This window comes from Pseudomonas sp. 57B-090624 (assembly GCF_003234055.1).
Taxonomy (GTDB): domain Bacteria; phylum Pseudomonadota; class Gammaproteobacteria; order Pseudomonadales; family Pseudomonadaceae; genus Metapseudomonas; species Metapseudomonas tohonis.
The window spans coordinates 13,061-30,474 of the sequence record NZ_QKRU01000021.1 but is presented as its reverse complement, the minus strand read 5'-3'; the positions used below and the strand labels follow the sequence as shown (position 1 = coordinate 30,474).

The window sequence follows — 17,414 nt, the reverse complement described above, 5'->3', positions numbered from 1 at the left end:
CAGCGCGGGTAGAGTCCGGATATAAGAAAGGCGCATCCGAGGATGCGCCTTCTCTCGTAACTGGCGGAGCGGTCGGAAGCTGGGCTTCCTGGACGCGGGGTATTCCCCGTGGTCTACCGCTCCGCTGCCAGCCAGGGCAAGGCCCCGGCTGGAAGGGCAAAGCCCGAAAGACGCTTAGTTGACGGCGTCTTTCAGAGCTTTACCAGCTTTGAAGCCAGGGATCTTGGCAGCAGCGATCTTGATCGGCTTGCCAGTCTGCGGGTTACGGCCAGTGCGAGCAGCGCGCTCTTTCACAGCGAAAGTACCGAAACCTACCAGCACCACGGAATCACCAGCCTTCAGAGCGCCAGTGACGGATTCGATAACTGCGTCCAGCGCACGGCCAGCGACAGCTTTCGGGATATCAGCAGATGCGGCGATGGCATCGATCAGTTCCGACTTGTTCACTCTTAAGTCCCCTTATTTCTGTTGAGTTTGTTTCTTAGTTGTTTGGTGTAAGCAAAGCGGGTGCTGGATGGCCTGCCGACACATAAGAGCCGCTTTATAACAAGGGCTAGAAAAATGTGTCAAGAAAGCCCCCCGGCTAATGCGTGCTGATTCGCTCCTTGGAATCAGACTCGCGCTTGTCATCCTTTGCAACCATCTCGGGAGCCGCATCGGGCAAGGGCTCCGGGGCGTATTGCAGCGCAATTTGCAGGACCTCGTCAATCCATTTAACAGGTTTAATGGCCAGGTCCTGCTTGATATTTTCGGGAATCTCTTTCAGATCACGCACATTCTCTTCGGGGATGATCACGGTCTTGATCCCGCCCCTGTGAGCAGCCAGCAATTTCTCTTTCAGCCCCCCGATGGCGAGTACCTGACCACGCAAGGTGATCTCCCCGGTCATGGCCACATCGGCCCGCACGGGGATCTGGGTCATGGCCGAAACCAATGCGGTGCACATCCCGATACCCGCGCTCGGGCCATCCTTGGGGGTCGCCCCTTCCGGCATGTGGATGTGGATGTCACGCTTCTCATGGAAGTCAGCAGGAATACCGAGGCTCTTCGCGCGACTGCGCACGACGGTCAATGCAGCCGTGATGGATTCCACCATCACATCACCCAGCGAACCGGTCTTGGTCAGTTGGCCTTTGCCAGGGACCACGGCGGCTTCGATGGTCAGCAGTTCGCCGCCGACCTGGGTCCAGGCCAGGCCGGTGACCTGCCCGACCTGGTCCTGCAGCTCGGCAAGTCCATAGCGGAACTTGCGCACACCGAGGAAGTGTTCGAGCGACTCGGCCGTTACCAGCACCTTGAAACGCTTCTCGCGGGCATGTTCCTTGACCGCCTTGCGGCACACCTTGGCCAGTTGCCGCTCGAGACTGCGCACCCCGGCCTCGCGGGTGTAGTAGCGGATGATGTCGCGAATCGCGGCCTCGTCGAACTCCAGCTCGCCCTTCTTGAGGCCGTTGGCCTGGGTCTGCTTGGGCGCGAGGTACTTGGTGGCGATATTGACCTTCTCGTCCTCGGTGTAGCCCGGAAGACGGATCACCTCCATGCGATCCAGCAGCGGCGCCGGAATGTTCATGGAGTTGGCCGTGCAAAGGAACATCACGTCGGAAAGGTCGTAGTCGACTTCCAGGTAATGGTCGTTGAAGTTGTGGTTCTGCTCGGGATCGAGCACCTCCAGCAGCGCCGAAGCGGGGTCGCCACGCATGTCGCTGCCCATCTTGTCGATTTCGTCCAGCAGGAACAGCGGGTTACGTACGCCGACCTTGGTCATCTTCTGGATCAGGCGACCCGGCATGGAGCCGATGTAAGTCCGACGGTGGCCGCGAATTTCCGCCTCGTCACGCACGCCACCGAGGGCCATGCGTACGAACTTGCGGTTGGTGGCACGAGCGATGGACTCGGCCAGCGAGGTCTTGCCGACGCCGGGCGGGCCGACCAGGCAAAGCACCGGGCCCTTGACCTTCTTCACGCGCTTCTGCACGGCGAGGTACTCGAGGATACGATCCTTGACCTCCTCCAGGCCGTAGTGATCGGCATCGAGGATATCCTCGGCCTTGGCGAGGTCGAGACGCACCTTGCTCTCAGCCTTCCACGGCACATTGACCAGCCAGTCGATATAGGAACGCACCACGGTGGCTTCCGCAGACATCGGCGACATCTGCTTCAGCTTGTTCAGTTCGGCATTGGCCTTGGCCAATGCTTCCTTGGTCAGGCCGGCGTTATCGATGCGCTTCTTCAGCTCCTCGATCTCGTTATGGCCCTCATCGATGTCACCCAGTTCTTTCTGAATGGCCTTCATCTGCTCATTCAGGTAGTACTCGCGCTGGCTGCGTTCCATCTGCTTCTTCACGCGGCCACGGATACGCTTCTCGACCTGCAGCAGGTCGATCTCGGCATCCAGCAACGCCAGCACGTGTTCGACGCGCTCGGGAAGCTCGGTGATTTCGAGGATTTCCTGCTTCTGCTCGATCTTCAGCGCCATGTGAGCAGCCATGGTGTCCACCAGGCGACCGGGCTCGTCGATGCTGTTCAACGAGGAAAGAACCTCGGCAGGCACCTTCTTGCCCAGTTGCACGTACTGCTCGAACTGACTGAGCAGGCTGCGGGTGAAGACCTCGGACTCGCGCTCGCCAGCGTCCACCTCATCGATGAGGGAGACCTCGGCGCGGCAGTGGCCATCGACCTCGGTGAAACGCTCGATCGAACCACGTTGCTCGCCCTCGACCAGCACCTTCACGGTGCCGTCGGGCAATTTCAGCAACTGCAGGACGGTCGCTACGGTGCCGACCCGGTAAAGGGCGTCTTCGCCCGGATCGTCATCGGCCGGATTCCTCTGCGCCAACAGAAGAATTTGCTTGTCCCCGGTCATCGCGGCTTCGAGGGCCTCGATGGATTTTTCACGGCCCACGAAGAGTGGGATGACCATGTGCGGATAGACCACGACATCACGCAATGGCAGGAGAGGCAATTCAACGGTTGTCTTCATGATTTCAGCTCTACAGCGGCCAATGGCCGGTAACAGATGGGATAACCCTGGGACCTAAGATGGGGGCAGGTCCGGGAAAAAACAAGCGCTGTAGTAGGAAATGCAAAGGGGCCCGGAGGCCCCTTTGTTTCATCAAGCGTCAGGCGCGGCCTTGGCCGGCTGCTCGCTGTTCTCGTAGATCAGCAAGGGCTTGGAAGTACCTTCGATGACACTCTCGTCGATTACCACTTTGCTCACCTCGGTCTGCGAGGGGATTTCGTACATGGTATCGAGCAGGATGCCTTCGAGGATGGAGCGGAGGCCACGGGCGCCGGTCTTACGCTCCAGAGCGCGGTGGGCAACTGCCTTCAGCGCATCGGGACGGAATTCGAGATCGACCCCCTCCATCTCGAAGAGCTTGGCGTACTGCTTGGTCAGAGCATTCTTAGGCTCGGTGAGGATCTGCATCAGCGCGGCCTCGTCGAGCTCGTCCAGCGTGGCGATGACCGGCAGACGACCCACGAACTCCGGAATAAGCCCGAACTTCACCAGATCTTCCGGCTCTGCGTCACGGAGGGCTTCGCCGACCTTCTTGCCCAGCTCGACACTGCGGACCTCGGCATTGAAGCCGATACCGCCGCGAGCGGAACGGTTCTGGATGACTTTTTCCAGACCAGCGAACGCACCACCGCAGATGAACAGGATATTGCGCGTGTCGACCTGCAGGAACTCCTGCTGTGGATGCTTGCGACCACCCTGGGGCGGAACCGAAGCGACAGTACCTTCGATGAGTTTCAGGAGCGCCTGCTGCACGCCCTCGCCCGAAACGTCACGGGTGATGGACGGGTTGTCGGACTTGCGCGAAATCTTGTCGATCTCGTCGATATAGACGATGCCCATCTGGGCCTTCTCGACATCGTAATCGCACTTCTGCAGCAGCTTCTGGATGATGTTCTCGACGTCCTCACCCACGTAGCCCGCCTCGGTGAGGGTGGTGGCATCGGCGATGGTGAAGGGGACATTGAGCAGACGAGCCAGCGTCTCGGCCAGCAGCGTCTTGCCCGAGCCGGTCGGGCCGATCAGCAGGATGTTGCTCTTGCCGAGTTCGATATCGTCTTTCTTGTCACGCTGATTGAGGCGCTTGTAGTGGTTGTAGACCGCTACGGCCAGCACCTTCTTGGCACGTTCCTGACCAATGACGTACTGATCGAGGATGGTGCGGATTTCCTTGGGCGCGGGCAGCTTGTGCGCGCTGTTCTCGGCCTGGGCTTCCTGCACCTCCTCGCGGATGATGTCGTTGCACAGGTCCACGCACTCGTCGCAGATAAAGACCGAGGGGCCGGCAATCAATTTGCGCACTTCGTGCTGGCTTTTGCCGCAGAAGGAGCAATAGAGCAGCTTGCCGTTGTCCTCGCCATTGCGGGTGTCAGTCATTCGATCAATCCAATCGGGATAGGCATGAAACACAAGATGAAGGCAAATGCGGGCATTTTCAAGCCCGCGAAGCGGCCGGAGATGTTCCGGCCGCGGTATTGCGGAACCGCTTAGCTCGCCAGTTGGCGCTTGCTGTGGACCTGATCGATGAGGCCGTACTTGACCGCCTCTTCACCGCTCATGAAGTTGTCGCGGTCGGTATCGCGGGCGATGACGTCGATCGGCTGACCGGTGTGGTCGGCGAGGATCTTGTTCAGGCGCTCACGAATGGTCAGGATCTCGCGGGCGTGGATCTCGATGTCCGAAGCCTGGCCCTGGAAACCGCCCAACGGCTGGTGGATCATCATCCGCGAATGCGGCAGGCAGTAGCGCTTGCCGGCAGCGCCACCGGCGAGCAGGAGCGCGCCCATGCTGCAGGCCTGGCCGATGCAGGTGGTGGAAACGTTGGGCTTGATGAACTGCATGGTGTCGTAGATCGACATGCCAGCCGTCACCGAACCGCCCGGGGAGTTGATGTAGAGGTGGATGTCCTTGTCGGGGTTCTCCGCCTCGAGGAAGAGGAGCTGCGCCACGACCAGGTTGGCCATGTAGTCCTCTACCGGGCCAACCAGGAAGATCACCCGCTCCTTCAGGAGGCGTGAGTAGATGTCATAGGCACGTTCGCCACGGGCGGACTGCTCGATCACCATGGGCACGAGGCCACCGGCGGCCTGGATATCAGGGACCTGTTGCTGCATATAAGAATTGCGGGACATGTCCAGCGATCACTCCCTAACTAATGTCATGTCTCAAAGACGCATAAGCCAGCGCGGAGGCTGGCTTATGGTGTGCTCGAACGAGGCGAAACGATCAGGCGGCTTGCGGAGCTTCTACCGGCTTGACTGCATCTTCGTAGGAGACCGCTTTGTCGGTCACGTTGGCCTTCTGCAGGACAGTATCTACAACTTGTTCTTCCAGCACAACAGAACGCACTTCGTTCAGTTGCTGGTCGTTCTTGTAGTACCAGGCCACGACTTGCTCGGGCTCCTGATAAGCGGAAGCCATTTCCTCGATCAGCTCGCGAACACGGGCGTCATCGGGCTTGAGCTCGAACTGCTTGACCACTTCGGCGACGATCAGGCCCAGCACGACGCGGCGCTTGGCTTGCTCTTCGAACAGTTCGGCCGGCAGCTGGTCGGGCTTGATGTTGCCACCGAACTGCTGGACGGCCTGCACGCGCAGACGGTTCACTTCGTTGCCGATCAGGGCCTTCGGCACTTCGATCGGGTTGGCAGCCAGCAGGCCGTCCATCACCTGGTTCTTGACCTTGGACTTGATGGCCTGACGCAGCTCACGCTCCATGTTCTTGCGGACTTCGGCGCGGAAACCTTCCAGACCGCCTTCCTTGATGCCGAACAGGGTGAAGAACTCGTCGTTCAGCTCCGGGAGCTGGGGAGCGGAAACGCTGTTCACGGTGACGGTGAACTCAGCGGTCTTGCCGGCCAGGTCGAGGTTCTGATAATCCTCGGGGAAGGTCGGATTGATGACGCGCTCTTCGCCGGCCTTGACGCCGACCAGTGCCTCTTCGAAGCCCGGAATCATGCGGCCGGAACCCAGAACCAGGGCAGTGCCCTTGGCCGAACCTCCGGCGAAGGCTTCGCCGTCGATCTTGCCGACGAAGTCGATGTTCAGCTGGTCGCCGTTCTCGGCGGCACGCTCGACGGCTTCGAAGCGGGTGTTCTGCTTGCGCAGGATTTCCAGCATGTTGTCGACATCGGCGTCAGACACGTCGGCCTGCAGGCGCTCGATGGCGATGGAATCGAAACCGGCAACCTGGAACTCGGGGAACACTTCGAAGGTGGCGATGAACTCGAGGTCCTTGCCCTTCTCGAACACTTTCGGCTCTACGGAAGGCTGGCCCGCCGGGTTGAGCTTCTGCTCGACGACGGCTTCATAGAAGGAGGACTGGATCAGATCGCCCAGAACTTCCTGACGAGCGGAATCTTCGTAACGCTGACGGATCACGCTCATGGGCACCTTGCCCGGACGGAAGCCAGCGACTTTCGCGCGACGAGCAGTCTGCTGAAGACGCTTGGTGACCTCAGTCTCGATCCGCTCAGCCGGAACGCCAACAGTCATACGGCGCTCGAGAGCGGAGGTGCTTTCAACAGAAACTTGCATGGATATTCCTCGTTGCAGACGTTAGCCGGCCGGACCGGCCCCATAATCAAGGGCATGCATTCTAGAGGAGCGAAATGCAGAAGTCACCCCAGCGGCGACGGCAGATGCAACAGCGCTTTTCCCGTGCTCCGCCTGGACCCGGCAGGCCTCCCCGAGAAGGCCTCAAGGCCAGGGACTACGCCGCCTGGCGCACCACTGGAGCGACGACCGCGGAGGGTGCTTATAATGCGCGACGCCTCCCGCCGACCGACGAAACAACCATGGAAAGCCACGCCCTCAGCAAGGTAATGCTGGTCGAGGACGATCAGAAGCTCGCCCGCCTGATGTCCCAGTACCTCTCCGAACACGGTTTCGAGGTTCGCCAGGTGCACCGTGGCGACACCGCGCTCGACAACTTCGTCGAATTCCGCCCCCAGGCGGTGATGCTCGACCTGATGCTCCCCGGCCAGAGCGGCCTGCACGTCTGCCGCGAGATCCGCCGCATCGCCGACACGCCGATCCTGATGCTCACCGCCAAGGAGAGCGACCTCGACCACATCCTCGGCCTCGAATCCGGTGCCGACGACTACGTGATCAAGCCCATCGAGCCCCCTGTCCTCCTCGCCCGCCTGCGCGCGCTGCTAAGGCGCCATGCCCCAGCCGGCGGCGAGCGCGACAGCCTGGAATTCGGCCGCCTGAACATCGATCGCCGCCGCCGAGGTGCCGAACTGGGCGGCCAGGACATCGAACTCACCACCATGGAGTTCGAACTGCTCTGGCTGCTGGCCGGCCAGGCTGGCGAGATCCTTTCCCGCGACGAGATTCTCAACCGCACCCGCGGCATCGGCTTCGACGGCCTCAACCGCAGCGTCGACGTCTGCATCAGCAAGCTGCGCGCCAAGCTGCAGGACAACCCACGCGAGCCGGTGCGGATCAAGACCGTCTGGGGCAAGGGCTACCTGTTCAACCCCCTGGGCTGGGAGAGCTGAACCATGCTGCGCCTGTTCCTGCGCCTCTATCTGTTGCTCGCGGTGGGCTTCGGCGGCGCCATCTTCGTGGTCGACCACGTCATCTCAACCCTCTTCGCCCCGAGCCTCGAGGAATACAACCGCGAAGCGGTGCGCGGCCAGGCCTACGCCCTCACCGAGCGCCTGCGCCAACTGGACGCCACCGGCCGCGCGCGCCAGATGGATGACTGGCGCCCCCACTACGGCCTGCGCCTGGAGCTGAAGGACGCCAGCGACCTCGCCCTGGACGAGCGCGAGCGCAAGCTGATCCTCAACGACCTGCTGGTCACCCGCGAGAACTACACCCGCTATATAAGCCGCATCGATGACGGCCCGCAGCTGCTGGTGATCGACCTGCCCGCGGAGCCGGCCGGCACCCTGCTCTACACCATCGGCGCCTACCTGCTGCTGGGCTTCCTGGTGGGCCTGGTGCTGTTCCTCTGGGTCCGCCCACACTGGCGCAACCTGGAGACCCTGCGCCTGGCCGCCCAGCGCTTCGGCGACGGCGACCTCGGCACCCGCACGCCGGTATTCCGTGGCTCCGACTGCCGCAAGCTGGCGGAGCACTTCAACCAGATGGCCGATCGCATCGAAAGCCTTATCAGCAACCAGCGCGAGCTGACCAACGCCGTCTCCCACGAACTGCGCACCCCCATTTCCCGCCTCAGCTTCGAACTGGAACAGATGGCCCGCCGCTCCGACCACCCCGACCACCAGGCCCTGGTGGACGACATGCGTGCCGACCTGGGCGAGCTGGAAGGGATGGTCTCCGAACTGCTCACCTATGCGCGCCTGGAGCACAGCGCCATAGGCTCGCACCGCGAGAACATCGACGCCGCCAGCTGGCTGGAAAGCGTGGTCGCCGACGTGGCCCTGGAAGCCGAAGCGGCCGGCGTGCGCTGCGAGATCAGCACCTGCACGGTAGAAAGCCTGCGCATCGAGCCACGCTTCATGGCCCGCGCAGTGATCAACCTGCTGCGCAATGCCATCCGCCATGCCGACCGCCGGGTGGATGTCGCCCTCCTCCAGGACGGTGACAGCTACCAGATCCAGGTCAACGACGACGGCCCGGGCATCCCCGAGGAGTCCCGCCAGCGGGTCTTCGAACCCTTCTCCCGCCTCGACGAGAGCCGCGACCGTCGCACCGGCGGCTTCGGCCTGGGACTGGCCATCGTCCACCGTGTCGCGCAATGGCACGGTGGCCGAGCCGAAGTGCTGGACGCACCACAGGGCGGCGCCTCCTTCCGCCTCAGCTGGGCCCGCCAGGGCTGAGGCGCCGCTTCACAATCTTTCACAGACTGCAGACAAAGCCAGGCGGACTGCCCCACCCCACCGCCCCTAGCATCGGCTCCCTGATCACCCAGGGAGACCCCCATGTTCCACGCGTTGCGCCTGCCATTGCTCGGTTGCCTGCTGGGCAGCGCTGGCTGCCAGGGCCTGCCGAGCACACCGTCGCCGGATATCCGCCAGGGCGACTACAGCGAACTGATCGTCTTCCTGCAGGAGCACATCCGTCAGCAGATGCAGATCCACGAAATACCCGGCCTGGCCCTGGCGCTGGTGGACGACCAGCAGGTGATCTGGGCCCGGGGCTTCGGTTACGCGAACCGCGAGCGACGCCTCTCCGCCGACGAGCACACCGCCTTCCGCGTCGGCTCGCTGTCCAAGCCGATCACCGCCAGCCTCGCCATGCAATTGCGCGAACGGGGAGCCCTGGACCTGGACGCCCCATTGCAATCCAGCCTGCGCGAGTTCTACGTGCGCTCGCGCTTCCACACGGATCAGGCGGCAGCCGACCGGGCGATCACCCTGCGCCGCCTGCTCAGCCACCAATCGGGCCTGCCGACCGACCGCCTCGAAGGCCAGGTCGCCGAGCACCCGCGGCCCCTGGGCGAACTGCCCGCCCTCGCCAGCGGCACCTGGCTGAGCCATAAGCCCGGTACCCAGACCGTCTATTCCAACCTCGGCTACGCCCTGGTCGGCGCGGCTATCGAACGCAGCAGTGACTGCGACTTCGAGCAGTGTGCCCAGGCAGCCCTGCTGCAACCGCTGGGCATGCGCCATGCGAGCTTCCTCGGCAACAGCGCCCAGCAGCCCTACCGCGCACACGGCTATAAAGGAGGCAAGCCCTCGGCGGATCTCAACATAAGGGACCTCTCCGCGGGCAGCCTCTGGGCCAGCCCGGTCGACCTCAGCCACTTCATGCAGATGATCTTCGCCGAGGGCCGTTACCAGGGCCGACAGGTACTACAGCCAACCTCCATCCGCGAGATGCTGCGCCCGCAGAACGTCGGCAACGCGCTGGACCTGGACTGCTCGGTGGGCCTCGGCTGGTTCCTCGATGATTGCGGCGGCGAATTGGCCATCCCGGGCTTGAGCATCGTCGAACACAGCGGCTCGACCGGCGACTTCAATGCCCAGATGATCCTGCTGCCTGAACAGCGCCTCGGCGTCGTCGTCCTCGCCAACTCGGACAGTGCCGCAGCCTTCACAGCTCAGCTCACCAGCCTGTCGATGCGACTGATGCTGCAGGCGCGCGATGGCATGGCAGCCCACCCCGAAAACAACCCGGCGAAGCCTTCCGGCATTGCCGGCCTGCAACGCCCGCACCCACAGGATCGCCGACGCCTGAGCGGGCGCTACGCCACAGGCGCCGGCCTGATCCATATCCATCCCAGGGGCGAACGCCTGTACGCGGAGCTCCCCGGCCTTCGCGTCGAACTGCTGCGGGACGAAGCCGGCTGGCTGAGGGCCCGCAAGAAACTCCTCGGCCTCTGGCCCCAGGATCTGGGCGAGCTGGGCCAATTGCAGCTGGATGTGGTGGAACTGCAAGAGCGCCAGGTGCTGGTCGGCCGCCGACACGGGCAGACGCTATTCATCGGTGAACGCGTAGATGCCGCCCCCATCACTCCCGAATGGGCAGAGCTGGCTGGCGACTATCGCATTGCCGGTGACGCGAGCGACGACAGCACCCTGAGCCTCAGGCTGCGCCTGGAAGACGGCCTGCTCCTGGCCAGCGGTCGCTCCGACGGCGAACCCATCGGCGACTACATCCTGCAGCCACAGGACAATGCCCACGCCATCCTCGCCGGGAGCGGCCGCAGCCTCGGCGACACCCTCACCCTGCGCCCGGACGGCTTCGAAGCCCTGGGCTACCGCTTCGTACGCAATGACGCCAATCCCTGACCACCCAGCCGGCCTGCAAACTACGCGCACGAGAAAACCAACCGGGCGGATGCACCCAGGAAAGGCTCTACAAGAACGTGGAATGAACAGACCGCCCCACCCGACCAGCATCCCTGCCCGATGCCTTGCGGCCGGGCGGGCGGCGAGACTCGAGTAGAACACAGCCCCCAGGGAACGGCACTGCGGCCGGTTGGCGCACGAACCGCGCCCTAAAACGAAAAAAGGCAGCCCCGAGGGAGCTGCCTTTCTCTAACTGCGTATCCGTGATCTTTGGAGGCTCACCTCGCGCAACCCGGACTACGACTGCTTACATGGTGCGGACGGAGAGACTCGAACTCTCACACCTTGCGGCGCCAGAACCTAAATCTGGTGTGTCTACCAATTTCACCACGTCCGCTTGCAACGCTTGAAACGAAAACGCCAGGCACTAGGCCTGGCGCTTTCTCGAATATGGGGTGGACGATGGGAATCGAACCCACGACACCAGGAGCCACAATCCTGTGCTCTACCAACTGAGCTACGCCCACCATATTACGTCTTGCTTGAGCCAAACTTGCCAAATTGGCACGCCCGGCAGGACTCGAACCTGCGACCATCCGCTTAGAAGGCGGATGCTCTATCCAGCTGAGCTACGGGCGCTTATTCATCTGTGGAACAGATTACTAAAAGCTTCGGCTTCAGCAGAAGCCTGTAGACTTCTACGTTTGCCGTCTTACCCAGCTAGGTGCTGTGCTCGACAAGCGGGGCGCATGTTATAGAGGGGCCCCTACCTCGTCAACAGGATTTTAAAAAATATTTATAAAGATAAAGGGGTTACGGGAAAATGCTGACCAGCCGCCTTTGCCCGAAAGCCACGCCATGCGAGAATATGCGCCCTTTTTAGCCCCTTCCGATGGTTAATCACGCGACATGACCGCACAACTGATCGACGGCAAAACGATCGCCGCCCGCCTCCGCCAACAGATAGCCCAGCGCGTCGACGAGCGCCGCCAGCAAGGCCTGCGCATTCCCGGCCTGGCCGTCATCCTGGTTGGCAGCGATCCGGCCTCTCAGGTCTATGTCGCGCACAAGCGCAAGGATTGCGAGGAAGTCGGCTTCATCTCCGAGGCCCACGACCTCCCGGCCAGCACCAGCCAGGAAGACCTGCTGGCGCTGATCGACCGCCTCAACGTCGACCCGACCATCGACGGCATCCTCGTGCAACTGCCGCTGCCTGCGCACCTGGACGCGTCCCTGCTGCTCGAACGCATCAGCCCGGACAAGGACGTGGACGGCTTCCACCCCTACAACATCGGCCGCCTGGCCCAGCGCATGCCGCTGCTGCGCCCCTGCACGCCGAAGGGGATCATGACCCTGCTGGAAAGCACCGGGGCCGATCTCTACGGCATGGACGCGGTCGTCGTCGGCGCCTCCAACATCGTCGGCCGCCCCATGGCCCTGGAGCTGCTGCTGGCCGGCTGCACCGTCACCGTCACCCACCGCTTCACCAAGGACCTGGCCGGCCACGTGGGCCGCGCCGACCTGGTGGTGGTCGCCGCCGGCAAGCCGGGCCTGGTCAAGGGCGAGTGGATCAAGGAAGGCGCCATCGTCATCGACGTCGGCATCAACCGCCAGGAAGACGGCAAGCTGGTGGGCGACGTGGAATACGAGCCGGCCCTGCAACGCGCCAGCTGGATCACCCCGGTCCCGGGCGGCGTCGGCCCCATGACCCGCGCCTGCCTGCTGGAAAACACCCTCCACGCGGCGGAAACCCTGCACGACTGAGCAGCGGCAGCACCATGAAAAACGGCACCCTCGGGTGCCGTTTCTCGTTTCAGCGAACAGGCCCCGGGCGTCCGGGACCTGCCTTCCCGCCTTATTTCTTCTGCCAGGATTTGACCAGCTCGTCGTAGCTCACGGTCTCGCCCTTCGGCTTCTCGTTGGCCAGCTTCGGCTTCGGCGCACCCGGCTGGTCGAACCAGTACTGGGCGTCACGCTCCTCGTTGAGCTTCGGCCCGCACTCGCCCTGCACGCCGGAGCGCTCGATGCGCGCCATCATGGTGTCCTGCGCGGCGGCCAGGCCATCCAGGGCTTCCTGCGGGGTCTTGTCGCCGCTGGCGGCTTCGGCGATGAACTGCCACCACAGCTGCGCCAGGCGCGGGTAGTCCGGGACGTTGGTGCCGGTGGGCGACCACTGCAGGCGCGCCGGGCTGCGGTAGAACTCCACCAGCCCGCCGAGCTTCGGTGCCGCGTCGGTCATCGCCTGGGAGTTGATGTCCGATTCGCGGATCGGCGTCAGCCCCACCAGGGTCTTCTTCAGCGAAACGGTCTTGGCGGTGACGAACTGCGCGTAGAGCCAGGCCGCCAGGCGCTGCTTCTCGGGGGTGGACTTGAGGAAGGTCCAGGAACCGGTGTCCTGGTAGCCCAGCTTCATGCCCTCCTCCCAGTACGGGCCCTTGGGCGACGGCGCCATGCGCCACTTCGGCGTGCCGTCGGCGTTGACCACCGGCAGCCCGGGCTTGGTCATGTCGGCGGTGAAGGCGGTGTACCAGAAGATCTGCTGGGCGATGTTGCCCTGCGCGGGCACCGGGCCAGCCTCGGAGAAGGTCATGCCCTGGGCTTCCGGCGGCGCGTACTGGTGCAGCCAGTCGACGTACTTCTGGGTCGCATAGACCGCCGCCGGGCCGTTGGTATCGCCACCACGGGTGACGCTGGAGCCCACCGGGCGGCAACCCTCGACGCGGATGCCCCACTCGTCCACCGGCAGGCCGTTGGGCAGGCCCTTGTCGCCGCCGCCGGCCATGGAGAACCAGGCGTCGGTGAAGCGCCAGCCGAGGGACGGGTCCTTCTTGCCGTAGTCCATGTGGCCATACACGCGCTTGCCGTCGATCTCCTTCACGTGCTTGCTGAAGAACTCGGCGATGTCCTCGTAGGCGGACCAGTTCACCGGTACGCCCAGCTCGTAGCCGTAGATTTCCTTGAACTTGGCCTTCAGCTCCGGCTTCTCGAACCAGTCGGCGCGGAACCAGTAGAGGTTGGCGAACTGCTGGTCGGGCAGTTGGTAGATCTTCTTGTCCGGCCCGGTGGTGAAGGAGATGCCGATGAAGTCGTTGAGGTCCAGGGTCGGCGAGGTCACGTCCTTGCCTTCGTTGGCCATCATGTCGGTGATCGAGACCGCCTTGCCGTAGCGGAAGTGGGTGCCGATCAGGTCCGAGTCGTTGACCCAGCCGTCATAGATGTTCTTGCCCGACTGCATCTGCGTCTGCAGCTTCTCCACCACGTCGCCTTCCTGCATCAGGTCGTGCTTGAGCTTGATGCCGGTGATCTCGCTGAAGGCCTTGGCCAGCACCTTGGACTCGTACTCATGGGTGGCGATGGTCTCCGAGGCGACGTTGATCTCCATGCCGCGGAACGGCTCGGCGGCCTTGATGAACCACTTCAGCTCCGCCAGCTGCTGCTCCTTGCTCAGGGTCGAGGGCTGGAACTCCGCGTCGATCCACTTCTTCGCCGCATCCTCATAGGCATCGGCCCAGGCCGCGCCACTCAATCCAGACAACGCCAGCAGGGCCGCCATCGCCATGCTATGTCGGGTCTTGTAATTGTTTTCGAACATAGACACCTCCTTGGGGATTTTGAACGGTCGCAACTAGCCGAAGCGCATCACGACCAACAACCACACGACGGATAGCGCAGACGCTACCCACAGGTTCCAGCTGGTCGCGCCTATCACCAGCAGGTGCAGGTAGGCGCTCCCGAGCAGCCCGATGAACAGCCGGTCGCCACGGGTGGTGACGATCGGCAGGAAGCCCTTGCGCTCGACGCAGGGCGAACGCAGCTCCCAGATACCCATCAGCAACAGCACCAGCGCGATGCTGCCGAAGAAGGTCGCGGTGGGCAGGGTCCAGGCCATCCATTCCATAAGTCACCTCATACCCGGCCGAGGGCGAAGCCCTTGGCCACGTGGTTGCGTACGAACCAGATCACCAGCACGCCCGGCAGGATGGTCAGCACCCCCGCCGCCGCCAGCACGCCCCAGTCGATCCCCGAGGCGGACACGGTGCGGGTCATCACCGCCACGATCGGCTTGGCATTCACCGACGTCAGGGTGCGTGCCAGCAGCAGCTCGACCCAGGAGAACATGAAGCAGAAGAACGCCGTCACGCCGATGCCCGAGCCGATCAGCGGGATGAAGATCTTGGCGAAGAAGCGCGGGAAGCTGTAGCCGTCGATATAGGCCGTCTCGTCGATCTCCTTCGGCACCCCCGACATGAAGCCCTCGAGGATCCACACCGCCAGCGGCACGTTGAACAGGCAATGGGCCAGGGCCACGGCGATATGGGTGTCGAACAGGCCGATGGACGAATACAGCTGGAAGAACGGCAGCAGGAACACCGCCGGCGGCGCCATGCGGTTGGTCAGCAGCCAGAAGAACAGGTGCTTGTCCCCCAGGAAGCGGTAGCGCGAGAAGGCGTAGGCCGCCGGCAGCGCCACCGCCAGGGAGATCACCGTATTCAGGCACACGTAGTAGAGCGAGTTGAGGTAGCCCTCGTACCAGCTCGGGTCGGTGAAGATCACCTGGTAGTTGCGCAGGGTGAACTCGTGGGGCCAGAGCGTCAGGCCGCCGAGTATCTCGGTGTTGCTCTTGAACGACATGTTCAGCAGCCAGTAGATCGGCACCAGCAGGAACAGGATGTAGGCGAGCAGCACCAGGGTTTTGCGTGGCGTCATGGGCGGCCTCAGCTCTTCGAGTCGTCGTGGGTCATGGCCGTGTAGAACAGCCAAGACACCAGCAGGATGATGAGGAAGTACACCAGCGAGAATGCCGCCGCCGGTCCCAGGTCGAACTGCCCCACCGCCATCTTGGTCAGCGTCTGGCTGAGGAAGGTGGTGGCGTTGCCCGGCCCGCCGCCGGTGAGCACGAAGGGCTCGGTGTAGATCATGAAGCTGTCCATGAAGCGCAGCATCACGGCGATCAGCAGCACGCTCTTCATCTTCGGCAGCTGGATGTGGCGGAACACCGCCCAGCCCGAGGCACGGTCGATGCGCGCCGCCTGGTAGTAGGCATTGGGGATGGCGCGCAGGCCGGAATAGCACAGCAGCGCCACCAGCGAGGTCCAGTGCCACACGTCCATCACCAGCACCGTCACCCAGGCATCCATGGTGTTGGAGGCGTAGTTGTAGCTGATGCCCAGCTTGCTCAGGGTCCAGCCCAGCAGGCCGATGTCGGCGCGGCCGAATATCTGCCAGATGGTGCCGATCACGTTCCACGGGATCAGCAGCGGGATGGCCATCACGATCAGGCTGGCCGAAGCCCAGCGCCCCCGGGTCGGCATGCAAAGGGCGATACCGATGCCCAGCGGGATCTCGATCAGCAGCACGCAGGCGGAGAAGATGAACTGGCGCAACAGCGAGTCGTGCAGGCGCGGGTCCTGCAGCACCTGCTTGTACCACTCGGTGCCGACGAAGGTGCGGGTGGAGGCATCGAAGATGTCCTGCACCGAATAGTTCACCACCGTCATCATCGGCAGGATGGCGCTGAAGGCCACCAGCAGGAACACCGGCAGCACCAGCCACCAGGCCTTGTTGTTGATCACCTTGTCGGTCATGGCGCCACCTCCACCAGCAAGTCATCGGCGTAGAGCATCAGCCACTGCGAGGGGAAGCCGATCCACGCCGTGCCGCGCGGTACCGCCTGGTCTTCCTGCATACGCGCCTTGAGGCGTTGCCCATCCAGGTTCAGGGTGAGGATCTTGTAGGTGCCCAGGTCCTCCACGTGGGTCACCTCGCCGGCCAGGGCGTCGACGAAAGGCTCGTCGCTGACGTGCACGAACTCCGGGCGGATGCCCAGCTTCAGGCTGCTCCAGCCACCCCTGGCCAGGTGCGCCGCCATGGCAGGGGCCAGGGGCACCCGGGTGGCGCCGAAGACCAGCGCCTCACCCTCCGGGCGCACCTCGATCAGGTTCATCCCCGGGCTGCCGATGAAGAAGCCGACGAAGGTGTGCAGCGGCCGCTCGAACAGCTCGCGCGGGGTGCCGAACTGGACGATGCGGCCCTCGTACATGACCGCGATCTTGTCGGCGAAGGTCGAGGCCTCCAACTGGTCGTGGGTCACGTAGATCATGGTGATGTTGAACTGCTCGTGGATCTGCTTGAGCTTGCGCCGCAGCTTCCACTTCAGGTGCGGGTCGATCACCGTCAGCGGCTCGTCGAAGAGGATCGCCGACACGTCGTCGCGCACCAGCCCGCGCCCCATCGACACCTTCTGCTTCTCGTCCGCCGTCAGGTTGCGCGCCTTGCGCTTGAGCAGGTGGTGCAGGTCGAGCACCTCGGCGATCTCGCTGACCTTGCTCAGCACCCGCGACTCGGGCAGGCCCTGGTTGCGCAGCGGGAAGGCCAGGTTGTCGAACACCGTCATGGTGTCGTAGACCACCGGGAACTGGAAAACCTGGGCGATGTTGCGTGCCTCCGGCGGCAGCAGGTTGACCTCGCGGGTGTCGAACAGCACCTGCCCTTCGGACGGGCTGAGCAGCCCGGAGATGATGTTCAGCAGGGTCGACTTGCCGCAGCCCGAAGGCCCCAGCAGCGCATAGGCGCCGCCCTGCTCCCAGACGTGGTCCATCGCCAGGATGGCGTAGTCCTCCGGCCCCTTCGGCTGGCTGGCGTAGCTGTGAGCGAGGCTCTGCAGGCGTATCTCGGCCATGGGCGGCTCC

14 protein-coding genes and 3 tRNA genes are annotated in these 17,414 nt (G+C 63.4%); 4 read left to right on the top strand and 13 right to left on the bottom strand.

What is annotated here, in order from left to right; genetic code table 11:
- Window positions 1-174: 174 nt before the first annotated feature.
- The 5 genes from hupB to tig form a co-directional block, all read right to left on the bottom strand.
- Complete coding sequence (gene hupB, locus DMX10_RS12260; RefSeq protein WP_003087931.1) at window positions 175-447, bottom strand: nucleoid-associated protein HU-beta; 273 nt, start codon at window positions 445-447, stop codon at window positions 175-177.
- Between the two features lie 136 nt (window positions 448-583).
- Window positions 584-2,980, bottom strand: coding sequence for an endopeptidase La (gene lon, locus DMX10_RS12255; RefSeq protein ID WP_111261326.1), 2,397 nt, complete (start codon window positions 2,978-2,980; stop codon window positions 584-586).
- Between the two features lie 132 nt (window positions 2,981-3,112).
- A complete protein-coding gene (gene clpX / locus DMX10_RS12250; protein ID WP_111261325.1) occupies window positions 3,113-4,393 on the bottom strand; it encodes an ATP-dependent Clp protease ATP-binding subunit ClpX in 1,281 nt (426 codons plus the stop codon).
- Between the two features lie 110 nt (window positions 4,394-4,503).
- Entirely contained in the window at window positions 4,504-5,148 is a 645-nt protein-coding gene (gene clpP, locus DMX10_RS12245; RefSeq protein ID WP_111261324.1) for an ATP-dependent Clp endopeptidase proteolytic subunit ClpP, read from the bottom strand.
- A gap of 94 nt (window positions 5,149-5,242) precedes the next feature.
- Window positions 5,243-6,553 carry a trigger factor gene (tig, locus tag DMX10_RS12240; RefSeq protein WP_111261323.1) on the bottom strand — a complete coding sequence of 437 codons (1,311 nt, stop codon included), beginning with the start codon at window positions 6,551-6,553 and terminating at the stop codon, window positions 5,243-5,245.
- A 260-nt stretch (window positions 6,554-6,813) separates the two neighbouring features.
- Here tig and DMX10_RS12235 point away from each other — a divergent pair, with 260 nt between their 5' ends.
- The 3 genes from DMX10_RS12235 to DMX10_RS12225 all read left to right on the top strand — a co-directional run bounded on the left by DMX10_RS12235 (window position 6,814) and on the right by DMX10_RS12225 (window position 10,725).
- A complete protein-coding gene (locus tag DMX10_RS12235; protein ID WP_111261322.1) occupies window positions 6,814-7,521 on the top strand; it encodes a response regulator in 708 nt (235 codons plus the stop codon).
- Between the two features lie 3 nt (window positions 7,522-7,524).
- Complete coding sequence (locus DMX10_RS12230; protein ID WP_111261321.1) at window positions 7,525-8,811, top strand: ATP-binding protein; 1,287 nt, start codon at window positions 7,525-7,527, stop codon at window positions 8,809-8,811.
- A 102-nt stretch (window positions 8,812-8,913) separates the two neighbouring features.
- Entirely contained in the window at window positions 8,914-10,725 is a 1,812-nt protein-coding gene (locus tag DMX10_RS12225) for a serine hydrolase (RefSeq protein ID WP_111261320.1), read from the top strand.
- Between the two features lie 312 nt (window positions 10,726-11,037).
- Here the strand turns inward: DMX10_RS12225 and DMX10_RS12220 are convergent.
- The 3 genes from DMX10_RS12220 to DMX10_RS12210 form a co-directional block, all read right to left on the bottom strand.
- Window positions 11,038-11,122 (bottom strand) — tRNA-Leu (locus tag DMX10_RS12220).
- Window positions 11,123-11,176: 54 nt separating this feature from the next.
- Window positions 11,177-11,252 (bottom strand) — tRNA-His (locus DMX10_RS12215).
- 35 nt (window positions 11,253-11,287) lie between these two features.
- Window positions 11,288-11,364 (bottom strand) — tRNA-Arg (locus tag DMX10_RS12210).
- Between the two features lie 270 nt (window positions 11,365-11,634).
- Here DMX10_RS12210 and folD point away from each other — a divergent pair.
- A complete protein-coding gene (folD, locus tag DMX10_RS12205) occupies window positions 11,635-12,489 on the top strand; it encodes a bifunctional methylenetetrahydrofolate dehydrogenase/methenyltetrahydrofolate cyclohydrolase FolD (protein ID WP_111261319.1) in 855 nt (284 codons plus the stop codon).
- A 91-nt stretch (window positions 12,490-12,580) separates the two neighbouring features.
- Here folD and DMX10_RS12200 read toward each other — a convergent pair whose 3' ends face one another.
- The 5 genes from DMX10_RS12200 to DMX10_RS12180 are packed head-to-tail and all read right to left on the bottom strand — an operon-like array spanning window position 12,581 to window position 17,404.
- Entirely contained in the window at window positions 12,581-14,317 is a 1,737-nt protein-coding gene (locus tag DMX10_RS12200) for an ABC transporter substrate-binding protein (RefSeq protein WP_111261318.1), read from the bottom strand.
- Between the two features lie 33 nt (window positions 14,318-14,350).
- Entirely contained in the window at window positions 14,351-14,623 is a 273-nt protein-coding gene (locus tag DMX10_RS12195) for a DUF2160 domain-containing protein (protein ID WP_111261317.1), read from the bottom strand.
- A gap of 8 nt (window positions 14,624-14,631) precedes the next feature.
- The gene (locus tag DMX10_RS12190; protein WP_111261316.1) at window positions 14,632-15,432 is read right to left on the bottom strand and encodes a carbohydrate ABC transporter permease; all 801 of its coding nucleotides are present in this window, start codon (window positions 15,430-15,432) and stop codon (window positions 14,632-14,634) included.
- Window positions 15,433-15,440: 8 nt separating this feature from the next.
- The gene (locus DMX10_RS12185; RefSeq protein WP_111261315.1) at window positions 15,441-16,310 is read right to left on the bottom strand and encodes a carbohydrate ABC transporter permease; all 870 of its coding nucleotides are present in this window, start codon (window positions 16,308-16,310) and stop codon (window positions 15,441-15,443) included.
- The gene (locus DMX10_RS12180; protein ID WP_111261314.1) at window positions 16,307-17,404 is read right to left on the bottom strand and encodes an ABC transporter ATP-binding protein; all 1,098 of its coding nucleotides are present in this window, start codon (window positions 17,402-17,404) and stop codon (window positions 16,307-16,309) included. The genes DMX10_RS12185 and DMX10_RS12180 overlap by 4 nt, the downstream gene beginning before the upstream one ends.
- Window positions 17,405-17,414 lie beyond the last annotated feature (10 nt).

Coding starts and splice junctions, on each gene's coding strand:
- lon (WP_111261326.1), bottom strand. CDS start 2,980: ATGAAGACAACCGTTGAATTGCCTCTCCTGCCATTGCGTGATGTCGTG.
- clpX (WP_111261325.1), bottom strand. CDS start 4,393: ATGACTGACACCCGCAATGGCGAGGACAACGGCAAGCTGCTCTATTGC.
- clpP (WP_111261324.1), bottom strand. CDS start 5,148: ATGTCCCGCAATTCTTATATGCAGCAACAGGTCCCTGATATCCAGGCC.
- tig (WP_111261323.1), bottom strand. CDS start 6,553: ATGCAAGTTTCTGTTGAAAGCACCTCCGCTCTCGAGCGCCGTATGACT.
- DMX10_RS12235 (WP_111261322.1), top strand. CDS start 6,814: ATGGAAAGCCACGCCCTCAGCAAGGTAATGCTGGTCGAGGACGATCAG.
- DMX10_RS12230 (WP_111261321.1), top strand. CDS start 7,525: ATGCTGCGCCTGTTCCTGCGCCTCTATCTGTTGCTCGCGGTGGGCTTC.
- DMX10_RS12225 (WP_111261320.1), top strand. CDS start 8,914: ATGTTCCACGCGTTGCGCCTGCCATTGCTCGGTTGCCTGCTGGGCAGC.
- folD (WP_111261319.1), top strand. CDS start 11,635: ATGACCGCACAACTGATCGACGGCAAAACGATCGCCGCCCGCCTCCGC.
- DMX10_RS12200 (WP_111261318.1), bottom strand. CDS start 14,317: ATGTTCGAAAACAATTACAAGACCCGACATAGCATGGCGATGGCGGCC.
- DMX10_RS12195 (WP_111261317.1), bottom strand. CDS start 14,623: ATGGAATGGATGGCCTGGACCCTGCCCACCGCGACCTTCTTCGGCAGC.
- DMX10_RS12190 (WP_111261316.1), bottom strand. CDS start 15,432: ATGACGCCACGCAAAACCCTGGTGCTGCTCGCCTACATCCTGTTCCTG.
- DMX10_RS12185 (WP_111261315.1), bottom strand. CDS start 16,310: ATGACCGACAAGGTGATCAACAACAAGGCCTGGTGGCTGGTGCTGCCG.
- DMX10_RS12180 (WP_111261314.1), bottom strand. CDS start 17,404: ATGGCCGAGATACGCCTGCAGAGCCTCGCTCACAGCTACGCCAGCCAG.